Annotated in this window: 1 protein-coding gene and 2 pseudogenes; 1 reads left to right on the top strand and 2 read right to left on the bottom strand. The window is 75.3% G+C overall.

Annotated elements, in window-relative coordinates:
- Positions 1 to 273, top strand: a pseudogene (locus tag G3I65_RS56005) (hypothetical protein); the annotation flags it as partial.
- 342 nt (positions 274 to 615) lie between these two features.
- Here G3I65_RS56005 and G3I65_RS56010 read toward each other — a convergent pair.
- Both G3I65_RS56010 and G3I65_RS56015 read right to left on the bottom strand, forming a co-directional pair.
- The gene (locus tag G3I65_RS56010) at positions 616 to 1,518 is read right to left on the bottom strand and encodes an NADP-dependent oxidoreductase (RefSeq protein WP_160704771.1); all 903 of its coding nucleotides are present in this window, start codon (positions 1,516 to 1,518) and stop codon (positions 616 to 618) included.
- 5 nt (positions 1,519 to 1,523) lie between these two features.
- Positions 1,524 to 1,775, bottom strand: a pseudogene (locus G3I65_RS56015) (cyanamide hydratase); the annotation flags it as partial.

The raw sequence follows: 1,775 nt of genomic DNA on the forward strand, positions 1-1,775 counted from the left end.
TGGCCGTGGCTGCTGGCGCTCGGCGCGGTGGCGGCGGCGATCGTGGCCGTCGTCCAGGTCCGGCGGCCGAACCCGTTGGCGGAGCAGGAAAAGCCCGCCACGGAGCCGGTCGCCGACACGCTGGCTGGGGACAAACCCGCGGCGGTGCCGGCCGAGAAGCCGGTGGCGCCGAAGCCGACTCCGGCGTCGGCCGAAAAGCCGGTCGCGGCGCCGGGGGAGAGCGCGAAGAACGGCCGGGAGCCGGCGGGACGGGGTCAGCACAAGGCTCGCTAGGCCCCGGTTGCCGCTGCCCGCGCCCGAGTGATCACGGGTGCGGGCAGCGGTGTGCCCGGGAAAGCGCTTGCTGGGCACCCAAGTGCATGGGGTCGCGGGGCGCGGCGGAGGTTGGGGCCGAGGTTGTGCGGCGGCGGGTGAGCGGGGCCGCGGGACTTGCGGCGGCCGGTTCAGCGGGCGCTCGGTGAGGGTGGGCCTGTTGGCTGCTGTGTGTGGCGGCGGGCGAGCGGGCGCCAGGATGGGGCGGGCCGGTCTCGGCATGAGGGCGCCGGGGCGAGTGGCGACGGGATGACCTCCCGCCGCATCCGGCCGCACCGCAGTTCGCGTGCGGGCGTAACCCCGTCAATCGCCGTCCGTCACGCGGATCACGGTTTTCCCCCGGGTCCGGTGGGCGAACTCCGCCGGTACCTCCTCGAGCGGCCGCACCGCACCCACCCGAACCTCAAGACGACCGTCTCGCACCCGCTGCGCCAAGTCCGCCAACCGTTGCCGGTCCGGCTCGACCACGAAGAAGACCGCCCGTCCGTCGCGGGGCCGCACCCGGGGTGGCTCGGCGATCGTGACCAACGTGCCGCCCGCGCGGACCAGAGCCGCCGAGCGGTCTAGGACCTCGCCGCCGAGGACGTCGAGGACCAAGTCCACTTCGCCGATCTGCTCCAGGTAGCTGGGTTCGAAGAAGGCCGACGCGCCGAGGCCGAGCACCGTCTCGCGGTCGGCAGGGCGGCCGGTGCCCACTACGCGTGCGCCCGCCTGGCGGGCGAGCTGGACCGCCAGCGAACCCACGCTGCCCGCCGCGCCGTGGATCAGGACCGTGCGGCCGGTGGTGAGGCCGCCGTGGTCGAACAACGCTTGCCACGCCGTCAAACCCGAGATCGGCAGGGCGGCGGCGGTGACGTGGCCGATGTCCGCGGGCAGGGGCGCGAGGTTGCGCGCTTCCACCGCCACGTAGTCGGCGAGGGTGCCGTCGCGGGTCCAGTCGGCCAGGCCGAAGACGCGCTGGCCGACGGTCAGGCCCGTGGTGCCGTAGCCGAGTTCCGTGACCACGCCGGAAAGTTCGTGCCCGGGGACGCTCGGCGCGCGGTCGCGGCCCGCGCGGTCGGTCCAGGTGCCCGGCCAGGTGAGCTCGCCGGGGGTGAACGCGGCCGCGTGCACCCGCACGACGACGTCGTTCTCGGCCGCGTGCGGGTGCGGCAGCTCGGTGAGGACGGGGTCCGCGGTGCGGTCCCGGACGGTGATGGCTCGCACGTCGATCAGCTCCGTTCGAGGGGGTTGGCCGCCATCCGGACGGCGAGGTCGTTGCGGATCGCGGCGGCGGCCGAGCTGTCCGGCTTGCGGGCCGCCTGGTCGCGGAAGCACCGCAGGAACTCGCCGACGAGGTCCAGCCGCGGGTACTGGGCCAGCACGTCGGCCCGGACGTCGGCGGGCAGTTCCGCGACGCCGCGCCCGGCGATGTCGGCCGCGGCGGCCCGCGACAGCAGGAAGCCTTCGGGGTCCTCGGCCGG

Origin of the sequence: Amycolatopsis sp. SID8362 (assembly GCF_010550475.1) — a bacterium.
GTDB classification, from domain to species: domain Bacteria; phylum Actinomycetota; class Actinomycetes; order Mycobacteriales; family Pseudonocardiaceae; genus Amycolatopsis; species Amycolatopsis eburnea.